The sequence below is a fragment of the Dyadobacter fermentans DSM 18053 genome, from assembly GCF_000023125.1.
Lineage (GTDB): Bacteria > Bacteroidota > Bacteroidia > Cytophagales > Spirosomataceae > Dyadobacter > Dyadobacter fermentans.
Window position 1 is genome coordinate 1,953,960 of sequence record NC_013037.1, and the last position, 18,764, is coordinate 1,972,723.

Here is an 18,764-nt window from a genome sequence, read left to right on the forward strand (position 1 = left end):
ACTTGTCCAAATGTAGAGATTTCATCCGTTTGCCCGCTTCTTTGTCAGGTGGATTTAAACAAAACCTGCCCGTCCTGCTGCAAATACCAAGCTGTGACGGGATTGAAATGGTAACCCATATTTCCGCCCCGCGCGGCTACCAATTGTTTCAGAAACGGCTGCACGTACCCGGTTTCATCTACCGTGCGGCTCATGATTTCGGTAGGGTTGCCGTCCCAGTTCCACAGGTAGCGGAATGCGGCGATGGCCTTGTCGAGCACGGGCTCCTGCAATGCGGCGTTGTGCCAGGTCTTGCCGGCATCGGTGCTTACTTCCACGCGCACCACTTTGCCGCGGCCGCTCCACGCAATGCCGCGGATCTCGATCCACCCTTTTTCCACTTTGGCGGGATAGGAAGGATAAGTGATGATGGAACGCGCGTCCATCGTGAAGCTGAATTGCCGGATTTTGCCGCCACCCACGGCCTCGGTGTATTTGGAAGTTTCCTCGCGGGTCATAAAAGGCGCGTCGGCGAGCTCGATGCGCCGGAGCCATTTCACATTGGCATTACCTTCCCAGCCCGGCAGGAAAAGCCGCACAGGATAGCCCTGCTCCGGGCGAATGGCCTCGCCGTTTTGGGCATAGGCAATGATGGCATCGTCCCAACCCTTGTGGACGGGCACGCTGCGCGTCATTACCGCCGCATCGCCGCCTTCTGCCAGGAACCAGCTTGCTTTGGGGCTCACGCCTACCTCCCGGAAAAGGGTGGATAGCGCCACGCCCGTCCATTCGCTCTGGCTGGTGAGCCCGCAAATCTCCTGCGGGCGGATTTTGCCGTCGCCCGCGCCCCGGTAATTGCCCGAACATTCCAGGAATGCAATACGGGAAACCGACGGGAAGCGTTTCAGATCGGCTACGGTGAATACCATCGGCTTGTCGACCATGCCGTGAATGACCAGCTCGTGCTTTGTCGGGTCGATGGCCGGCACGCCGCCGTGATGCCGCTCATAATGCAGGTCCGAAGGCGTGAGCATGCCTTGTAAATCCTGCAATGGTGTGCGGGAAGATGTTTCGGAAAATACCTTCACGGGTTTCTCGAACGGCGAACGTGTTCCCAATGCGCCCGGCGGCACGCCCGGTACTTTCGTAGGGTCACCTGCCAGCTCGGAAGCGGTTAATGCGGCCTGGAATGCCTTGCCGCTCGCGGTTTGTACCAGCACAATGGACGCCGCGGCCGCACCGGCGAGCAGGTTACGCCTGCTCATTTTGCCGGAGGTGGTCAATGTCTTCTTATCGTCGGGTTGCTGCATGGTTATTTGATTTCGGGGCCGTCCGTGCGGTCGTCGGGCACGAACTTGTCGCGGGCGGGCATCTTGATGGTCGGAAGGTTTTTCGCATTCAATGCGACTTTCCCGTCCCACAGGCCATTGGCGTGGAGCAGGTAGGCGGTAAGGCCGTACACTTCCCGGTCGGTAAGCGAACCGGGCTGGTTGAAAGGCATTGCCCGCCGGATGTAGTCGAAAACCGTGGTGGCGTGGGGCCAGTAGTTGCCGATCGCCCTGATCCGCCGTGCGCCTTTGATCGTGTCGCCCACCACGAGCCGGTCGTTGGGGCCCTCGGTGCCGGTGGCGCCGTGACATCCGGCACATTTCAATGCGTAAATGGCCTTGCCTTCCGCGGCATTGCCTTCGCCGGTGGGCAGGCCTTGGCCATCCGGGCGGACATCGATGTCGAGCATGGCGATTTCCGCCTCCGTGGCCGGCCGCCCAAACCCGAAGCGGGCAGGCTGTGAAAGGGTATCAGCCAGCGATGCGCCCCCGCATGGCAATGCAGGGCGTTGCCACGCCGGGCGTGGCAACGAGGCACGTTGCTGGCCGACTTCAAGGCCGCTAGCCGTAAACGACAGCGTGGCGATTACCACCACGCTGCCTATAAACCTAATCGTATTTCCCTGCATTGAGCGTACTTTTAGCCAGCACGTAAGGTCTTTCAACCCGGTCCAGCACTACGTAAATCGAATCTTTTTTCTCATTGATGCCTTTCAGGATCACCCGCGAGCCGTCGGTGGTTGAGTAGTTGAGGATCATGTGGTTGCGCTTGTCGCGGCGGGGTTTGGCGGCAAACTCGCGGTCGCGGCGCGCCGACTGCCCCAGCGGATCGATCATCTTGTTTTCATCGCCTATGTTCACCAACGCGGCTTTGCTGATCCAGTTCCGGTCGCTCGGGCCGCCCCGGCCATTGGTGCGTTCGCCGCGGTTGCGGGCGTCTGCATTGGCCTGATCGTCATTGGCTCCTTCGCCGCGGGCACGGTTTGCATCGCCCCGGGCACCGCCGCCTACCCCTCCCTGGCCCTGGCGTGCCTCGCGCTGTTGGAGCTGACCGATGCCGTCGCGCGGGCCGCCTCTCGCGTATTTATCCTGTAAATACAGGGTATGCGCCACGGTATCGGCCAGGTAATGGAACACGCGCTGGCCGCCGCCCGTGCCGGTGAGCTCGAAGGTACGCCCGAGGTCGCGCATGGGTGCGCCGCCGCCGTTCGATAGGTCGAGCGGTGTGGGTTTGTTTACTTTGAAAGTCAGCGAGGTCCAGTTCTCGAACGTCGCCCATTGCCATCTCACGGTGTCGGTAGGCGAGTATGGAATTTCCTGGTTATTGATTTTAAACTCGGTTACCTGATAATTGCCGCGCAGTTCTTTGATACCCGCCGTGGAAGGCTGCTTATAGGGATCATATTTGAAATTCACATATTGCAACCAGAACAAATAGAACACAAACAGGCCGAAAACAAATATTTTAAGTCCATACCGAACATATTGCTGCCATTTTTGCGAGAATGCCGGATAGTAGCTGTTGGGCACCGTGAAGCGTTCGAGGATGAGGAGGTTCCAGAATTTGGGAATATCCTTGATGAGCAAAAACGCCGCCAAAAGCACGAAATAAGAGCTGTACACATGCACGCCGCCATCATAGGCGAAATTGACATACACAATATCCCCCAATGCACCGAGCAGCAGGATCGCACCCAGCGTGGTGGTGCCGCGGAAAAAGAGCAGAATGCCCGCCGTAAGCTCCACAACTCCCGCAAATACCTGGTACCAGGGCACAATGCCGACCGACAGCCAGTAGATTTTCTGCAAGGTAAAGTCGCCGAAGTTGGTGTTCAGCAGGCCGTATGACGGATAAGGCATTTGGGTAGGCATCAGTTTGGTATACCCGAAACCGATGATCCCGATGCCCGCACGGTAACGGACCACCACGCGAAGCCAGTAGTAGAGCAGGTTGTAGTCTTTAGGCTCACGTTTGACAACCTTCACAATCACCGTCCATATCGCACCTACCGCGATGGAAGCCAGTAAGGTGATGATCCAGGTGGCGTAGCCTTCCAGCGTGCTTCCGAAAATGGTGCGACCGAATAGGTCGAGGCCGGAGCCGAAGCGGGCGATGTCGTACACATCGCGGTAATGCAGGCGCGTCCAGTCGAAGGTGACGAGGTCGGTGTACCAGGTCGGGCTGTTGGGGATGGACATGGCCAGGAAAAACACGAATGCAATGCGGAAAAGGACTTTCTGCCATTCGGGCCAGCTGCGGCCTGCGGGTTGCCCGGCGGTGTCCGCGGCGATGGCCTCTTCGGTGCCGGTGAGCGTCAGATCTTCCTCGGTTGTTCTGATCGTTGACATATCGTTTATGTTTTGATTTATAGTTTGAATTCGCCACGCCGGCCAACCTTTTTCACTTCTTCGAACAGGTATTTTTTATTGGTTTTTTTCAAAACCACCTGCAACGAATCGCGGCCATTGGCGACGCCTGAAAGCCGGATCGTGGTGCTGTCGGGACGGACGTAATGCAGCACGAGCTGGTCGGCCGCATTCACTTTATTGGTCAGTGTCAGCGTTTTCGAAGCCTCGTCGAAATCGTAGCCGTAATAATGCCGACCGCCCGATCCGGCGAACTCGAAGTTGCGTTTGGCATCGTCGAAATGGATCTGCTCCACATTGGTAGAGTCGATCACGAGCGGCCGCGACGAGCGGATACTGATGGTAGCCCATTTTTCAAAAACCACATCTTTCCAGCGCACGGGGTCCAATGCCGAATAGGCCAGCGTATCGCCATTCACGACAAACTGCTCCACATTGTAAAGCCCGGCAGCTCCGGCGAGGCCCGGTTTGGTCGGGTATTGATAGGGATTGGAATGGTAACCGGCGTATGCCTTCGAACCATAAACCACGACAAAAAACAGCACGAATGCCGCTTTCAGGGCAATGCGGCCGAATTTCAACCGCGCATGGCTGAAATCGGGTTTGAAAAGGTTCGGGGCCGTGGGTTTTTCCAATGCAAAAAGACGGTAAAGCCGGTTGGCATCGAATGCAAACAGGAACAGCGCAAGGACGATCAGATAAAAACTGTACACATACTCGCCGCCTTCGTAGGCCAGATTGGAGAAAAACACATTGCCGGTAAATGGAATGATAATGAGCGTAGCGATGGTGGTAGTTTTCCTGTGGAGCAAAAGCAAGCCACCCACCAGTTCCACCAGCCCGAGAAACGACTCATAATCGGGCACCACGCCGAGGCTGAGTGCAAAGATTTTCCAAGCGCTCAGATCGCCATAGGCCGTGTTGAGGTTGCTGATCGACGGCAGCGGCGCCTGCAAGGGGTAAAACTTGATAAAACCATAAGCGATAAGCCCGGCGGCAAGGCGGTAACGGACGATCACGCGCAGCCAGTAATAAAGCTGGCTGTAATCACGCCGGTCCTTGTCGCGGTTGCCCCACACCACAGCCCCGGCGACGGCGATTACCAGCACCACGAGCCAGTTGAGGAATGTGTCGTGCTCGCCGAAAAAGCGCGGCTGGTAGCGCGCCAGATCGAAAATATCCCCGTACGTAAGGTTCAGCCAGTCGATCCGGAACACGCGGCGGAAGTATTTCCAGTCCAGCGGAATGCTCTGGATCGCGAAATAGATGAATGCCACGCGGAAAAGCAGCTTTTCGGCCGGGCTCCATGCCCGCGTGGATATGCCGGGAGTGTCCACTCCGGGCGTCGCCACACGGGATGTGGTTGCGGGGTTTGCGGGCAATCCGTTGGCGGCGCCCCTTCGCTGGTAGGTGGTGTTTTGTGCCATGAGTTCAGGAATTAGTAGCCGGGATTTTGTTTCAATGCCTTGTCGATCAGCAGCTGTTCGGATGGGATCGGAAGCAGCAGACGGTTGTTATCCGTGACGTTCAGCACCGCCGCCGCGCGGCCGGTACGCACGAGGTCGAACCAGCGGTGCGGTTCCAGCGCGAACTCGATGCGGCGCTCGTTTTCGATGGCGAGCAGCAGCTGGTCGGCGGTGGATGCGGTGCTTTTCGCGATGCCTGCCCGCTCGCGGATCGCGTTCAGGTCGGCGAGTGCTCCCGCGAGCTCACCGGTATGCGCGCGGGCTTCGGCGCGGATGAGGTACAGCTCGGCAATGCGGATCACGAATGTGGGATCGGTGGCGGGGCTTCGGTAGTACATATTGCCGTACCAGCGGCCCTGGTTGTCCTTCGCTACAAGCGTGCTCCGGTTACCGCCTACCGCAGGGTCGTTCACGAGTGCCACGAATGCGTCGTTAGGCGCCCATTGCCGTGTACCGCCTTTTTCCTGCGGCTGCCACTGGCCCCGATGACCGTTCGTTTCGTTAACACTGTAAAATATCTCGAAAACAGACTCCGTAGTGCCCCGCGCGTCGTTGGCGAAGAATGCGTTGTATGGCGTCACCAGCTTGTAATTGGCCGCATCGGCTATTACGCTGGATGCATATTCCGCCGCCTTCGCGTAGTCTTTCTGATACAAATAATACCGCGCTTTCAATGCCCAAACCGTCTTTTGCGTGGCACGAAAACGATCGGTGGTGGCGGGTAGCAGCGACTCGGCGGCATTGAGGTCGGCGAGCACCTGGGCGTACACCTGCTCCTGCGTGGCGCGCTCGATGCCGCGGTTATCCGACGGCGTCGCGGTGGGTTTGGTGATGATCGGTACGCCGCCCCATATGCGTGCCAGGTCGAAATAGGCCAATGCGCGGAGGAAATAGGCCTCGCCGATGAGCTTGTTTTTCAATGCAGCCGTCAGCAGCGGGTCCTGCACGTTGGGGACCTTCTCGATGACGTGGTTAATGCGGTTGAGCGAGCTGTAAATGCCGGTCCAAACGGACGATACGGTTGAATTTTCGGCATTAACGCGGTGATTGATAAACTCCTGGATCTGCGATTGCGAGCCGGTCCATTGAATGTTATCGCCCGAAAGGTAGCCGATCGACTGGAAGCTCACGCTGTAATAGCTCCGGAACGAGTCGTAAACGCCGTTCACCGCAGTTTCCGCAGATGCTTTGTCGATGATCGTCTGGTCGTCGGAAATGGACGAACGGGGCTGCACGTCGAGGAACTTGTCGCAGGAACCGAGCCCGATCAGCAGGGAAAGCGGCAGGATGTATTTGAATGCTTTCATGTTGGTAATCATTAAAATGTCAGGTTAACACCCAGCTGGAAGCTGCGCGGCTGCGGCGGCGTACCGAGGTCGATGCCTTGCTCGTTTTGCCCGCTCGATGAGCTCGATTCGGGGTCGAGGCCGGTGTATTTGGTGATGGTGAACAGGTTGCTGCCCGTGGCGTAAATGCGCAATGAGCTGATGTGTCGCACGGGAATGGTGTAGCCGACGGTGAGATTCCGCAACCGCACAAACGAGCCGTCTTCGAGCCAGCGGCTGCCGCCGTCGCGATAGTTGTTCACATTCACGCCGTCGGGGCGGGGCACGTCGGTGATGTCGCCCGGCTGCTGCCAGCGGTCGTTGTTGCTCGCGAAAATCACGCGCGCCGCGTCGCGGGCACCGCCGCCTTCGCCGAAGAACTTGTTGTGGTTGTACACCTTGTTACCATAGCTAAATGCGAGGAAAGCATTGATATCAAAGCCTTTGTAGGTGATCGAATTGGTGAGTCCGCCGTAAAATTTCGGCCAGATACTGCCGTTGATCTGCCGGTCGGCGACGGTAATCTTGCCGTCTTTGTTCACGTCTTCATACACGGTGTTACCCGTCTGCGGATCTACATACAGCTGCTTGTATACCCAGAAAGAATAGAGCGGATGGCCTTGTTGAAGCAAAATCAGGCTTCGGCTGCCGTATTCGAGCGGGTTTTCCAGCTTTTCGATTTTATTGACATTCCGGGCCACATTGAATGTCGTGATCCAGGAGAATGTGTTGTTCTGAAAATTCACCGAGCGGATCGCGAGCTCGAAACCTTTGTTGCTGATCTCGGCCGTATTGCTGCGGAAGCTGCCAAAACCGGTGGTGGCGGGCAATGTGAGTGAAAGCAGGCCATTGCTCGTGTATTTGCGGTAAACATTGAACTCAATGCCCAGCCTATCGCCGAAGAATGCGATGTCGGCGCCTGCATTGAGCTGGTTGGTACGCTCCCATTGCAGATCGGGGTTGGCGAGCTGCTGAGGAGCGATGCCGGGGTTGCCCTGGTACGACGCGCCGCTGCTCCAAAGGCCCCGCGCGGCAAAGCTGCCGAGGCCGTTCTGGTTACCCGTTACACCGTAGCTCGCGCGGATTTTGAGGTCGCTGATCGTGGATGAATTTCTGAGAAAATCCTCCTGCTTCACACGCCACGCGCCGCCTACCGACGGGAAATAGCCCCATTTGCGATCCGCCCCGAAGCTCGACGAGCCATCCGCACGAATGCTGAAATCGAGCAAGTATTTGCCGCCATAGTTGTAATCAATGCGGGAGAAGAACGAGGCCAGATTTTTCTTCGACCAGCTGCTCGAACCGGTCGTAGTGGCCGCCGAAGTGATCAGTTTAAAAGAATTACTGGCAAAACCGCGCCCCGTAGCCGCTGTACCGGTGTTCAGATCGCTTTGAATGGTGTTACCCAGCAGCACACCGAACGAATGTTTTGAACCGATCTTCTGACGGTAGGAAAGCGTCTGCTCATTGAGCCAGGTCGTGGCCTGGCCGTTGTTTGCGGATGCAAAGCCATTCGGGCTGCCGGTGATGAGGTAGGTGTTCCAATATTCATTTTCATCGTAGTTATTGAAATCCAGCCCCCAGCTTGTGCGGAATTTGAGGTTAGGCAAAATATCGGCCTCGGCGTAAAGGTTACCGATGTAGCGCAGGCTCACTGATTTCACATCATAATTATCCAGCAGCAGGCTCACGTTATCGAAACCCGCGCGGCCTACCAGCTCGCCATTTTCGTTCGTGGGCGAAAGGTAAGTGGGCGTGTGCAATGCCGCCTGCAAAAGTCCGCCCGCGGGGCCGTCGCCGGCGCGTGCCTGGTTACGGAACGTGCGCGCGAAGCTGTTGCTCACACCCACCTGGATTTTGTCCGAAATCTTCTGATCCAGGTTTACTTTAAAACTCGCGCGATTGAAGGTAATCGGCTTCAAAATCGACTCCTGCCCCGTGTAGCCGCCGCCAATGTAGTACTTGGTGGAAGCCGTCCCGCCCGACACCGACAGGTCATAGTTCTGCAAAGGCGCGGTCTGGAAAACCTCGCCGAGGCGGTCGTAGGTCTTTTGCTCTTCGGGCAGGCCGCGGCCGCCTTCGGAAACGGGACGGAACGGGCGGTTGGCCTCGGTGCGGTTCAGCGACGGCGTGTCTTTGCCGGTGTTGATCCACCATTCGTTCACCAGCGCCGCGTGCTCGGGGCCCGTGGTGAGGTCCCACAACTTAGCCGCTTTCGCCCAGCCGTAGGAGGCATTGAGGCTCACCTTGGCTTTCTGGTTAAACTTGCCTCTCTTGGTGGTGATGATAATGACCCCGTTTGCACCGCGCGAGCCGTACAATGCGGTCGCTTCGGCGTCTTTGAGCACTTCGAGGCTCTCGATGTCGTTGGGATTAATGTCGGCGATGGGCGACGTGGCCTTGCCACCGGTATTGGTGGTTTGCATACTGTTGCTGTTCATAAACACGCCGTCGATCACATACAGCGGGTCGTTATCGCCGTTGATCGATGTGGCGCCCCGGACGCGCACGGTTACCGCTTCGCCGGGCACGCCGGTGTTGGAGGTAATCTGCACGCCGGGGACTTTTCCTTGAAGCTGGGCATCGAAACTGCCCACCGGGATACTTTTCACGTCGGTAGGGTCCACTTTGGTAATGGAACCGATCACATTTTTACGTTCCTGCGTGCCATAGCCGACCACGATCACCTCGTTCAGCTGCCGCTGGTCCACTTCCAGCTTCACGGTGAGGCTGCTTTTGTTCCCCGGCCGCACCTGCTGGCTCACATAGCCGATAAATGAGACGACCAGCTCCTGCCCTTCGGCCACATCGAGGTGAAAATTCCCGTCGGCGTCCGTTACCGTGCCCTGGTTTGTGCCTTTGATCTGGATGTTCACACCCGGCAGCGCGGCGCCGTCTTTGTCGGTCACCTTGCCCGTCAGCTCGGCGGCCGGACCGGCAAAAGCCGTCGAAACGACCAGCCACGTCAGCACTGCCAGCCAGGAAATCCATTGCCCCGATCGTCCGGACCGGGGATTTTTGAATACAGAACGTTTCATCAATCAGATTAAAATTGGGGGTGTATGGAAATGCGGTTATTTGCCTTTATTTCCCGAGATAGCTTCCGGATCTTGCTGGCGGCGCGGCGCCTGGATCACTTTGCGCTCTTTGAGATCGTACTTCTGGCCTTCGTGCAGAAAGAAGAATGGCCCATTGCTCGCCGTAGGCACTTCGCGGCTGCCCTGCACGTGTTTTGCGCCGCTGCCGATGATGGTGTTGTAGTCATAAATGGAGGCATATGAGCGGCCCACCACTTCCAGCGTGTCTTTTTGCACCACAATGGACGTAGCCTCATCCAGCCCGATGCCGATCAACTCCGGCGCGTTTTTGACAAAATCCACGAGATCGAACTGCCGGTTGCGGCGGAACAAATGCTGGTCGATCACCGAGTTTTTGAGAAAACCCAGCCCCTGCGTATGATCGCCCACGAGAATGTGCGGCCCTTTGGTATCGCCCCGCCACAAAAACGACCCCTGAATGCTGGCCCCCGCCGAAGTGCCGGAAATCACGCCGCCGCGGTCGAGCAGTTCCTGGAATGCCTGGTGGGTTAATGTGTTGAGGTAAGAATCGGCAATGCGCCACTGGCGGCCGCCGACGATGTACACGCCCGTAGCCGAGCGGATGGGCGCGACGAACTTTTCGCTATTGGCTTCTTTGAGGTCATTTGTATGAAGTAATGTTACATTGGCAATGCCGGTTTCGCGCTTCACGAGCTCGACGGATTTTTTATCATATGCCGCAGAATCGCCTCCGGCCGCGGTAATGACCACGATTTTGGCCTTGTCCTTCCCGCCTGCGAGCTGCACGAAGCGTTGCCAGATTTCAGGCGTAGCTCCTCCCCCGCCGATGATGATCAGCGAGCCATTTTCGGGACCGTGGCGGGTGATCGCATTCTTTTTGACGGTTACCGGCGTTTGCGCGTGCAAGGTGTCGAGCGAGGCCAGTGCAATGCCCGCTAACAATGTGCTGAATAGGAATCTCGATTTCATATTTTGGTAGGAATGAACGTTAATAGCCGGGATTTTGGACGAGGTCGCCGTCAGTCTGGATGGCTGTGAGCGGGATGGGCAGGACGTTGAATTGCTGGTTCTTCCGGTTGGCATTAACAGCCCCGAAAATGCTCGCCGAACGGCCCGTGCGCACTACGTCCACGAAGCGGTGGCCTTCGAAAGGCAGTTCCAGCCTGCGTTCTTCTAGGATCGCAAGGTTGAATGCCTCCTTGCCCGACGCGGCCGTGAGCGGCGATGCCGGCACGTCCGAACGGCTGCGGATCGCATTCAGGTCGGCCAGGGCGCCGGTGAAATCGGGCGCGGCTTTGTTGGCACGCGCTTCGGCGCGGATGAGGTATTGCTCGGCAATGCGCAGGATGAATACCGAGCTGGAACCGTCGGGCTTGCCGTATTGGATGAGGTCCCAGGAGCCTTCGGCGGTTTGTTTGAGCAAACTTTTGCGCGCGCCGCCCCTGGCCGGATCGAGCAGCTGGCTCACGAACTCCCGCGCAGGGATGTAGTCATGCCGACCGCCATCGGCCGGGGAAAGCCAGTTGGTATAAAATGAGTTCCGGTCGGAGGTGCTGTAAACGAGTTCGAAAATGGATTCTTCCGTCGTTTTGCCCGTAAAGAATGCGGAGTAAGGTTTCACCAGCTTGAACCCTGCCTGGGCAATCACTTTCGACGCGTTCGCCTCCGCCTGTTCCCAGTTTTGCAAATAGGTGAAATACCTCGCTTTCAATGCATATACCGAAAAACGCGTGGCGCGGGTGCGGTTCACCGTTTCTTTCAAAAGCTGCTCGGCCTGGTCGAGGTCCGCGCCGATTTGCGCGTAGGTTTCGGCTGCGGTGCTTCGTTTGGTCCCTTTATGCGTATCCGGGCCGGTGGCGGGCGCGAGTACGAGCTGCACGCCGCCGTAGGTTTTCACCAGGTCCAGGTAACCCAATGCGCGCAGGAAATAGGCCTCGCCCAGCACCTGGTTCCGCTCTTCCTGGGTAAAAAAGCCATCCTGCACACCCGGTACTAGGGCGATCACAAAGTTGGCCTGGTTGATCATCTTGTAAATCGCCGAGAAGCCGCCGCCTGCATTGTTGGGCGTCAGGTCGGGCACCAGGTTGTTCTGGTTATTGTAGTTCACTACGTTGTCGGAAGCGAGGTCCACGCCGATAATGTTGGATGTTGCGTAGCCTTGCAATGCGTCGTACACGCCTACGAGGGCCGTATTGGCCGATTTTTCGTCTACGATCACCGCTTCGTCGGAGATGTTCTGCTCCGGCTCGGTGTTCAGCAGGTCGGAGCAGGACGAGAGCCATAATGCGGCCAGTATCAGTGTTATATTCAGTTTTTTCATCATCAATTCCATTAAAAACTCAGATTCACACCCAGTACCACCGATTTCGGCTGCGGCGGCGTGCCGAAATCCAGCCCTTGCACGAGCCCGTTGCGGCTGTCGGCCGCCACGTTCACCTCGGGGTCGGGACCCGAATAGTTGGTCAGCGTCCACAGGTTGGTGGCCGTCAGGTACAGCCGCACGCCCGAGGTACGAATGGCCGACGTGATGCTTTTGGGCAGGTTATAGCTGATTGTAATGTCGCGCAGGCGCAGGTAGGAAGCGTCTTCTAGGTAGCGGCTGTTGCCCGTGCGGAAGTAGTTGAGGCTGCCGTCGGGGTTGGTGAGGTTGGTCGGGCGGGGCAGCACGCCGGTGTCGCCGGGTTTCTGCCAGTAGTTGAGCGAGCTTTTCTGGATGGAGCGCGTCACGCCGCGGGTACCGGCGGTTTCCAGAAAATAAGCCGTGTAGTTGTAGGCCGAGTTGCCGTATTTGTAATAAAAATTCAGGTTCAGATCGAGGCCTTTGAACGACAATGTGTTACGAAATGCCCCCTCGAACTTGGGCCAGATATTGCCGACGATGTGCTGGTCGTCCACGGTGATCCTGCCGTCCCTGTTAATATCCTCGTAAATCGCATTGCCATTCTCGGCATTCAGCCCGAGCTCTTTATAAGCGTACACCGAGTACAACGGCTGGCCTTCCACCACGCGGAACATGTCGTAGCCGGCCGTAATGGGCGTCAGCAGCTTCTGCACGCGGTTCACGTTGCGCGATACGGTGAGCGTCGTTTTCCATTCCAGGTCCTGGTTCCGCACATTCACCGAGCTTAGCAACAGCTCCACGCCCCGGTTGCTGATCTCGCCCACATTGCGCACCACCGACGAAAATCCGGTATTCGGCGCCACGGGCTGGTCGAGGAGCAGGTCGTAGGTGAATTTATCGTAATAATTGAATTCAAAATTGAGCCGCTGTTTCAGCAATGCCCCCGACAGCCCGAAGTTGTACTGGCGCGTGGTTTCCCATTTCAGATCAGGATTGGCGAGCTGGCTGGGCGCGATGCCGGGCTGGTCGCCGTAGTTGGTACCGCCCGCCCACAGGCCGCGGGAAGCGAAATCGTCTATATCCTGGTTACCCGTTAATCCTAAACTGGCCTTGAAGCGCAGGTCGGTGAGGGTGTTATTTTCAGAAAAAAATGCCTCTTTGGAAATGTTCCAGCCCAAGCCCACCGATGGAAAATAGCCCCAGCGGTGATCGGCCCCGAAGCGCGAAGAAGCATCAGCGCGGATGTTGCCGTCAATGCTGTACCGGTTGTCATAACTATAATTAAAACCTGTAAAAAACGAGAGCAATCCGTACGACGAGCCTGTGGATGAGGCTGTTTGCACGGCGGCCGACGCAATGCGCTTGAACTGGTTGCTTGGGAAGCCGGTGCCGGTCAGTGTGGCGCGTTCGGTAGTGGTTTTTTGAATGGTGTTACCTACGAAAACTGAGAATTCGCTTTTGGCAGAGGACAAATTGTAATTCAAAAGCTGCTCGGCAATGAGCGATTGCTTGATCGTCGTGACGTCGTTTGCCTCGCCCGCGGGCTGGCCGTACACGAGGTTGGTGTTGTAGTAGGCCTTCTCGTGATAGTTGTTGTAATCATTGCTCCACGAGGATTTGAAGGACAAGTTCGGCAGGATATTCCAGAGCGCGTACACATTGTTGATGCTCCGCAGGCTCACCGAATGCGTGTCCGAGTTTTCTAGAATGGCGAGGTGGCTGTCGAAGACCGTCGGTTTGGCATAGCTGCCGTCTTCATTGTAGAATGGGTAAAAAGTAGGCGTGTGCAATGCCGCCTGGAACAGTCCCGCCGGGCCGTCCCCTACCCGCACGAGCCGGCGCGGCACGCTGGAAAGGGTGTTGCTCGTCCCGATTTTAAGGTTGGGCAAAATCGAATGGTCGATATTGAAACGGAAGGAATACCGCTTGAAGTCCTGCGTTTTGAGCGTCGATTGCTGGTTTTGGAACTCGCCGCCGAGGTAGAAGTTGGTGCGCGAGTCGCCGCCGGACACGGATAAGGTGTATTTGCTCAATGCTGCCGTGCGGAAAATGTCGCTCACCCGGTCGTAGGTGCCCTGCTCTTCGGGACTGCCGAATGCCGGAAAACCTGCTACGGCCTCCGATACGGGCCGGAACGGGCGGGTAGCAAACGACTTCCCATCGTTTACATGCACCAGGTTCACCAGCTGGGCATGCTCGGGACCGGTTACCAGCTGCCACAGGTTGGTGGCTTTTGCAAAACCCTGTTCCACATTGATACTCACCTTCGTACGCGAGTTGCGCGCGCCGCGCTTGGTCGTGATCAGGATCACGCCATTGGCACCGCGTGCCCCGTAGAGCGCCGTCGCATTGGCATCTTTCAGCACCGATACCGATTCGATATCGTCCGGGTTCAGGTCGGAAAGCGGGTTGGGCGTCTGCCCGCCCATGCCGCGCGAAAGGCCTTGTAAGTTTTCATTGTTGATAAAAACGCCATCCACCACATACAATGGATCATTCCCTGCCTTAATAGACGTGGCGCCGCGCAGCCGCACGAGCACCGATGTGCCCGGCACGCCCGAATTGCTCGAAATCTGCAAACCGGGCACCGTACCCTGCAATTTCTCGATCACGCTGTTGTAGGAAACCTGCGAAAAGTCCTTGGAATCGACGGTTGTGACGGCGCCGGTTTGGGCGCTGCGTTTGGTTTGGGTGTAACCCGTCACGATCACCTCGCTGAGCTGGCTTTCGTCGGGTTTGAGGGAAATATCGATGCTGGTAGCGCTGCTAATGGCTTGTTCGGCAGTGACATAGCCAATGTAGGAGAAGATGAGCACGTCGCTGCCGCCCGCCGAAATCGTGAATGCGCCATTGGCGTCGGTGAGCGTGCCCTTATTCGTTCCTTTCACGCGGATGGTCACGCCCGGGAGACCGTCGCCCTTCTCGTCTTTCACCACGCCGTTGATCGCCTGGTCGGACGCCTCGTCCGAATCGGCGGCTTCACCGGTCTGCGCAGGCGCTTTGCGGATGATCACTTTTTCTTTCTGCTGTTCGTAGTCGAGGCCGCGCTGGCGCAACAGGCTGTTCAGCACCTGTTCAAGCGATTCATTGCGGGCCTCAAAAGCGAGGTTAGTATATGGATTTACTAGTCTATCCTGGTAAATAAAAACGAACCCGCTTTTTGTTTCGATTTGTGTTAAAATAGCCTTTAAAGACTGTTTCTCAGCCCTGATCGAAATTTTCACATCCCGGATCGTCTTCTCTCTTTCCGCGTGGAGCGGGTGGAAAAGGGAAGCCGCGAGGACGAGAATCACCCAGAGCCTGCTTAGGTAATGCTGGCCAATGCCATTGTTTTGTCGGATAAATACCGTCATAGTTTCTTCGTTTTAATGCTCGTTCATTGTGATCAGCACCTGGCCCGTTGCATGGCGGTACCTGAAATTGCCCGCCATGGCCAGCGTCCCGAGTATGTCGTCCAAAGTTTCCTCCGCTCTGAAACGCGCCGTAAGCCTCTGGATGCCAAGTGTTTCATTTTCAACCCGCACCGGCACATTGAATTTCTTTTCCAGCAGCAATGCGATCGTTCTCAGCTCTTCATTGTTGAAATCCATCGCACCGCGCAGCCACCCGGCCAGGGAGCGCGCATTCACGCGTTCTTTTTGCGCCCGTCCGCTCCGGTTGTCGACCACCAGCTGCTCGTCGGGAAGCAGAAACGCCGTTTGCGTGTCGGAATAGCCGCTGGCGTTGCGCACGCCTACTTTGCCGCTGGCCACGGTTACGCGTACGTCGGCCAGGCTTCGGTAAGCACGCACGCAAAATACGGTGCCGAGCACCTGCGTCCGCGTGCGGCCGGCGTCGACGATAAACGGATGCGAAGCATTGTGTTTCACATCGAAATACGCCTCGCCGTCGGTAAGCGTCACTTCCCGCACTTTGGCTCCGAATACTTCGGGATACCGCACGGAACTGCCGCCGTTGAGCGTTACCAGCGAGCTGTCGGGCAGCCGGTAGGTCCGCACTTCGCCGGGTAATGTACTGGCGGTGAGCATGCGAGCCGCTGCACCGTTTTGATTCTGAGACAACCCGCCGCCCAGCCAGAAAAAGCCCAGGCAAAGCAATGCCGCCACTGCGCCGGCTGCATAAAATACCCGGCCCCAATGGACGGGCCGCAGCCGGGCTTCAAATGTGTGTTCCGCATGGACCGCCCCCATGATATTCGCCCACGATTCGGCGCGGGCCGCTTCGGGGTCGCCGGGCAAATCGGGCTGCTGCCGGGCCGCCTGCGCATACCATTCCGCGATCAGCGCTTTTTCGGCGTCGGTACATCGCCCGAGCCGGTATCTCCCCAGCAAATCCCTCACCTCCCGATGGTCCATTCGATTCTATTTTTGAATTGCAATTCAGAAGTATGACAGGCGAGTAAGCATTTGGTAGTAGAATTTTTTTAAAAAAATAGCACTACCAACTGGGATTTCCATTGTACCAACCTGTCCCTCAGTATCTTAATTGCATTACTAATCTGCTTTTTTACAGTGTGATCGGACAATGCAAGTTGATCGGCGATCTCGGCATAGGACATTTCCCCCTTTCTGCGCAGCTCGAAAACTTCCTTCATTTTGCGCGGCAGGTTTTCTATTTCCGCTTCGAGAAGCGAGAACAGAATTTCTTCATCCGGGTCGCCGGCCGGAGCCGGATTTTCACGCAGAAACGCCGCCAGGCCATCGATATGATGCTGGTAAACCGTCTTTTGCTCAATGAGGTTCAGCACGCGGTTGCGCACCGATGTGAACAGATAACCCGCCAAACCGGTATGCAGCCGGACGCCCGCCCCTTTGGCCCACAAGCTGATAAACACCTCCTGCACCACATCCTGCGCATCTTCCGCATTACCGAGCATTTTGAAGGCATGCGCGTAGAGCCGCCTGAAATAACGCCGGTGTATTTCTTCAAATGCCGCCACGGAGCCTTCCTGGAACATTTCCAGCAACTGCCGATCCGATAAATCTCCTAACTCATGCACTTCCCAAAAGTTTTACATTGGTAGTTGATAGCAAGGCTTATTGGTGGTTAACAAGACAAGTACTCTATAAACTTAGTAGACAAATAAAGACCAATTTAAGTTATCGTGCAAGCGATGATGCTGAAAAATACCTGGCTAACTTTTTGAAAAGTGCTACCGGAATACTATATACGCGACACTTATAACGTGTGGTCACAGCGGCTATTCACCCAGAGGCTGCGTCGTGTCCTACACGTCCAGCGTGCCGATAAAAGACGGCTGGCCTTTCTCGGCTTCATAGTAGTAGAAGGCGATGAACTGTTTTTTACCCCCTGAATGCCGGTCGCGGCCGGTCCAGTTTGCATGGCTGATGATCGCTTTCAGTCGCTCATCAACCGCCTGCGTGAAACCGCTCACGGTCCGGACCGTGGCCACTTGCAGGCTATCGCTGAAGGTGATTTCGAAAATGGCGAAGCTTTTGGAAAGCTGCACCCCGCGCAGGGCTTTAAGCTGATCTTGCAAATCGGCCTGGTACAAGCCGGGCGTCGGGCGGCTGGCTGATTCTCTTTTTAAAACTTCCAGCATGTCGAGTTCCCGCCTGGCCGTGTGCGAAAGGGTATTGCCCAGGACAAGGTAGCCCGAGCATGAATCGAAAATATATTGGCCATCTTCCGTCAGGCGCGCGTACACGAGGATTTCGGTGTTTTTGGGAAAGAATAAATCGCTTGTCGTTCGAATTTTGCCATCGCTGCTGCCTTCGATGAAGATTTCCTGCACGCGGCGGCCCTTGTAGAGTTCGCGGATCGCAATTCCCGATTGATAATGGAATGCGTCACCCACATTGGAACTCAGGCTCGTGATCGTGACGCGCGCCACGAAGTCCGATGCTTCATATTTACGGAGGAACTCGACCGGGATACAGATCCCGCCCGCAGCCGCCAGCGCGTGCATGATACCGATAATAGTGAGAGCTGCTTGGAGAAAATACTTCGGCATAGGGTGGCTTTTAAACAGCTCCAATATATCATTTAATTTAATATTATTTAAACAACGCCCCATCCGGTGACAAATTCACTGCGGCATGCATTTTGCCTGCGCATGAAAAACGTCCACCAAACCTCATCCACATGGAAGTTGAAGTCATTATTTCCCTATTGACGCTCGTTGCCCTCGAAGCCGTTCTGGGCATCGATAATGTAATTTTCATCTCAATCATCGCAGCGAAGCTGCCTGTCGATCAGCAAAAGAGGGCCCGGCGGATCGGGTTGATCCTCGCCGGTGTGCTGCGGATCGGCCTGCTGATGCTCATTTCACTGATTATGAAGCTGGACAAAGACCTGTTCGTCGTTTTCGGAGAGGGATTTTCGGGAAAAGAGCTGGTGCTGCTCGCGGGCGGGCTTTTTCTGCTCTATAAAAGCGCTACCGAGATTTACCACAAAATGGAAGGCGAGGAAGGTGACCAGAGCAAGCAGATCAAAGCCACCACTTTTGCCCAGGTTATCACACAAATACTCATCATGGACATGGTTTTTTCGATCGACTCCATCATTACGGCCATCGGGATGGTGAAGGAAGTGTGGGTGATGTACGTGGCCGTAGTGGTAACGGTGCTGATCATGCTCGTGGCAGCGGAAAAGATCAGTGATTTCGTGAACCGCCACCCGGCATTCAAAATGCTTGCATTGTCGTTCCTGCTCCTGATCGGCTTTTCGCTGATTACCGAGGGTTTCGGACTGGAAATACCCAAAGGCTACATTTACTTCTCGATGGCCTTCTCGCTGCTGGTTGATGTGTTCCAGCTCCGGATGAACAAAGCCAAAGGCGAGCCGGTAACCACCCGCGAGCATTACCGGGCGGGGGAAGAAAAGCTGGTGAGCAAGGCGGCACAAAAAGAGTAGCGTCTTTTCGTGCCGCCCGGCGG

Annotated in this window: 13 protein-coding genes; 1 reads left to right on the forward strand and 12 read right to left on the reverse strand. The window is 56.4% G+C overall.

Annotated elements, in window-relative coordinates; all coding sequences use genetic code 11:
* Positions 1-44: 44 nt before the first annotated feature.
* The 12 genes from soxC to DFER_RS08015 all read right to left on the reverse strand — a co-directional run bounded on the left by soxC (position 45) and on the right by DFER_RS08015 (position 17,839).
* Positions 45-1,289 carry a sulfite dehydrogenase gene (soxC, locus tag DFER_RS07960; protein ID WP_015811111.1) on the reverse strand — a complete coding sequence of 415 codons (1,245 nt, stop codon included), beginning with the start codon at positions 1,287-1,289 and terminating at the stop codon, positions 45-47.
* A gap of 2 nt (positions 1,290-1,291) precedes the next feature.
* Positions 1,292-1,936 (reverse strand): c-type cytochrome, encoded by a 645-nt coding sequence (locus DFER_RS07965; protein ID WP_083769054.1) that lies wholly within the window; start codon positions 1,934-1,936, stop codon positions 1,292-1,294.
* Positions 1,917-3,656, reverse strand: coding sequence for a hypothetical protein (locus tag DFER_RS07970; RefSeq protein WP_015811113.1), 1,740 nt, complete (start codon positions 3,654-3,656; stop codon positions 1,917-1,919). The genes DFER_RS07965 and DFER_RS07970 overlap by 20 nt, the downstream gene beginning before the upstream one ends.
* Before the next feature lie 17 nt (positions 3,657-3,673).
* The gene (locus DFER_RS07975) at positions 3,674-5,101 is read right to left on the reverse strand and encodes a hypothetical protein (protein WP_015811114.1); all 1,428 of its coding nucleotides are present in this window, start codon (positions 5,099-5,101) and stop codon (positions 3,674-3,676) included.
* Between the two features lie 11 nt (positions 5,102-5,112).
* Positions 5,113-6,459 carry a RagB/SusD family nutrient uptake outer membrane protein gene (locus tag DFER_RS07980; RefSeq protein WP_015811115.1) on the reverse strand — a complete coding sequence of 449 codons (1,347 nt, stop codon included), beginning with the start codon at positions 6,457-6,459 and terminating at the stop codon, positions 5,113-5,115.
* Positions 6,459-9,503 (reverse strand): SusC/RagA family TonB-linked outer membrane protein, encoded by a 3,045-nt coding sequence (locus DFER_RS07985; protein WP_015811116.1) that lies wholly within the window; start codon positions 9,501-9,503, stop codon positions 6,459-6,461. The genes DFER_RS07980 and DFER_RS07985 overlap by 1 nt, the downstream gene beginning before the upstream one ends.
* 36 nt (positions 9,504-9,539) lie before the next feature.
* The gene (locus DFER_RS07990) at positions 9,540-10,493 is read right to left on the reverse strand and encodes a cyanophycinase (protein WP_015811117.1); all 954 of its coding nucleotides are present in this window, start codon (positions 10,491-10,493) and stop codon (positions 9,540-9,542) included.
* Positions 10,494-10,512: 19 nt separating this feature from the next.
* Positions 10,513-11,856, reverse strand: a complete 1,344-nt coding sequence (locus tag DFER_RS07995; protein ID WP_015811118.1) for a RagB/SusD family nutrient uptake outer membrane protein — start codon at positions 11,854-11,856, stop codon at positions 10,513-10,515.
* A complete protein-coding gene (locus tag DFER_RS08000; protein WP_015811119.1) occupies positions 11,856-15,218 on the reverse strand; it encodes a TonB-dependent receptor in 3,363 nt (1,120 codons plus the stop codon). Before DFER_RS08000 ends, DFER_RS07995 begins: the two co-directional genes overlap by 1 nt.
* A 12-nt stretch (positions 15,219-15,230) precedes the next feature.
* The gene (locus DFER_RS08005; protein WP_015811120.1) at positions 15,231-16,220 is read right to left on the reverse strand and encodes a FecR family protein; all 990 of its coding nucleotides are present in this window, start codon (positions 16,218-16,220) and stop codon (positions 15,231-15,233) included.
* Between the two features lie 68 nt (positions 16,221-16,288).
* Positions 16,289-16,864 (reverse strand): RNA polymerase sigma factor, encoded by a 576-nt coding sequence (locus DFER_RS08010; RefSeq protein ID WP_015811121.1) that lies wholly within the window; start codon positions 16,862-16,864, stop codon positions 16,289-16,291.
* 228 nt (positions 16,865-17,092) lie between these two features.
* Complete coding sequence (locus DFER_RS08015; protein ID WP_143828692.1) at positions 17,093-17,839, reverse strand: hypothetical protein; 747 nt, start codon at positions 17,837-17,839, stop codon at positions 17,093-17,095.
* Between the two features lie 131 nt (positions 17,840-17,970).
* Here DFER_RS08015 and DFER_RS08020 point away from each other — a divergent pair, with 131 nt between their 5' ends.
* Complete coding sequence (locus tag DFER_RS08020) at positions 17,971-18,741, forward strand: TerC family protein (protein WP_015811123.1); 771 nt, start codon at positions 17,971-17,973, stop codon at positions 18,739-18,741.
* The last annotated feature ends 23 nt before the right edge of the window (positions 18,742-18,764 follow it).

What these genes read in the sequence shown, in the direction of transcription:
- soxC (WP_015811111.1), bottom strand. Translation starts at nt 1,289, where the DNA reads ATGCAGCAACCCGACGATAAGAAGACATTGACCACCTCCGGCAAAATG.
- DFER_RS07965 (WP_083769054.1), bottom strand. Translation starts at nt 1,936, where the DNA reads ATGCAGGGAAATACGATTAGGTTTATAGGCAGCGTGGTGGTAATCGCC.
- DFER_RS07970 (WP_015811113.1), bottom strand. Translation starts at nt 3,656, where the DNA reads ATGTCAACGATCAGAACAACCGAGGAAGATCTGACGCTCACCGGCACC.
- DFER_RS07975 (WP_015811114.1), bottom strand. Translation starts at nt 5,101, where the DNA reads ATGGCACAAAACACCACCTACCAGCGAAGGGGCGCCGCCAACGGATTG.
- DFER_RS07980 (WP_015811115.1), bottom strand. Translation starts at nt 6,459, where the DNA reads ATGATTACCAACATGAAAGCATTCAAATACATCCTGCCGCTTTCCCTG.
- DFER_RS07985 (WP_015811116.1), bottom strand. Translation starts at nt 9,503, where the DNA reads ATGAAACGTTCTGTATTCAAAAATCCCCGGTCCGGACGATCGGGGCAA.
- DFER_RS07990 (WP_015811117.1), bottom strand. Translation starts at nt 10,493, where the DNA reads ATGAAATCGAGATTCCTATTCAGCACATTGTTAGCGGGCATTGCACTG.
- DFER_RS07995 (WP_015811118.1), bottom strand. Translation starts at nt 11,856, where the DNA reads ATGGAATTGATGATGAAAAAACTGAATATAACACTGATACTGGCCGCA.
- DFER_RS08000 (WP_015811119.1), bottom strand. Translation starts at nt 15,218, where the DNA reads ATGACGGTATTTATCCGACAAAACAATGGCATTGGCCAGCATTACCTA.
- DFER_RS08005 (WP_015811120.1), bottom strand. Translation starts at nt 16,220, where the DNA reads ATGGACCATCGGGAGGTGAGGGATTTGCTGGGGAGATACCGGCTCGGG.
- DFER_RS08015 (WP_143828692.1), bottom strand. Translation starts at nt 17,839, where the DNA reads ATGCCGAAGTATTTTCTCCAAGCAGCTCTCACTATTATCGGTATCATG.
- DFER_RS08020 (WP_015811123.1), top strand. Translation starts at nt 17,971, where the DNA reads ATGGAAGTTGAAGTCATTATTTCCCTATTGACGCTCGTTGCCCTCGAA.